The sequence below is a fragment of the Nocardia sp. NPDC004718 genome (assembly GCF_053601535.1).
In genome coordinates, this window is sequence record NZ_JBSGCA010000163.1 from 1 (window position 1) to 1327 (window position 1327).

Annotated in this window: 1 protein-coding gene and 1 pseudogene; both read left to right on the top strand. The window is 66.4% G+C overall.

The genetic code is table 11. The features are described from left to right. Window positions 1–225 precede the first annotated feature (225 nt). Window positions 226–387: a hypothetical protein gene (locus tag ACWEH3_RS36120; protein WP_450026970.1), complete on the top strand. Its 162-nt coding sequence runs from the start codon at window positions 226–228 to the stop codon at window positions 385–387. A gap of 27 nt (window positions 388–414) precedes the next feature. After that, window positions 415–1296, top strand: a pseudogene (locus ACWEH3_RS36125) (IS110 family transposase); the annotation flags it as partial. Window positions 1297–1327 lie beyond the last annotated feature (31 nt).

Consider the following 1327-nt stretch of genomic DNA (forward strand, 5'->3'; position numbering starts at 1 on the left):
GCAAACGCCAACTTGTTGAATCGGGGCCGGAGTTCGTGGTCTGCAGCCATGATCTTCGAGGCTGCGGTCGGGGTCGCTCGGCAAACACCTGTCGCCTGCTGGGGCTGACCTTCTAACGGCTTGCGTCCCGGCCGCGGCCGCCGACGGGAGTGGCTCGAGAGAGGTCTGCATCGCCCGAAGTTGGTTTGCCCTCCTCGTTGGAACCTGTGCCTGTACGAGGTTTTCATGGAGGTGTCGCGGGCGAAATCTGGTCCCGCCGATCGCGTCGTGATCGCTGTCGACCCGCACAAAGCGTCGTGGACGGCGGTCATCGTGGATCAACAATGCCAGCCGCTGGGTTCGCTGCGCGTCGAGGTCAACCGCGCGGGCTATCGGCGGCTACGCTGATTCGCTCGAGACTGGCCCCAGGCGGTCTGGGCGATCGAAGGAGCCCGCGGTCTCGGCGCCCCTCTGGCACAGAAGCTGGCCGACGACGGAATCGAGTGCCTCGATGTGCCAGCGAAACTCGCCCACCGGGTGCGAATGCTTTCCACCGGCCACGGCCGCAAGAACGACGAAGCCGATGCGCTGTCGGTCGGCATCGCCGCGCTCAACAGCACCGGACTGCGATCGGTGCACATCGACGAGACGGCGCAGGTGCTGCGCACGCTCACCGAGTACCGTGACGACCTGATCCGTACCCGAACCCAGACCGCCAACCGGTTGCACGGCATGCTGGCCCGGTTGGTGCCGGCTGGGCTGCCGAAACGACTCACCGCGCAGGCTGCCTCGCAGCTGCTTCGGTCGGTGCGCCCACGCGAACACTGCCGCCGCACGCTGCGGCAGATCGCCGTCGACCTCATCGGCGAGCTTCGCCGGCTCGATCGCCGCATCGACAGCGCAACCAACTCGCTCGACGTTGCCGTCACCGAGTCCCGCACCCAGCTCACCACCATCCATGGCGTCGGCACTGTCGTGGCGGCCAAGATCCTCGCCCACACCAGCGATATACGCCGGTTCCGGTCCGCCGCCGCGTTCGCCTCCTATTGTGGCGTGGCCCCGATCGAGGTGTCCTCCGGAGACACTCGCCGCCACCGGCTCTCCCGCGCTGGCGACCGCCAGCTCAACTACGCGCTGCACGTCATCGCGATCACCCAGATTCGCCGCGACACCGCCGGACGCGCCTACTACCAACGCAAACGAGCCGCCGGAAAGGGCCACAAGGAAGCACTGCGATGCCTCAAGCGCCAGCTCGCCGACGTCGTCTACCGAGTCATGCTTCGCGATACCGGTACCTCTCTACTCATCGAGACTTGACACAGAGAGGAGCCGTTAGCGAGATAGACCC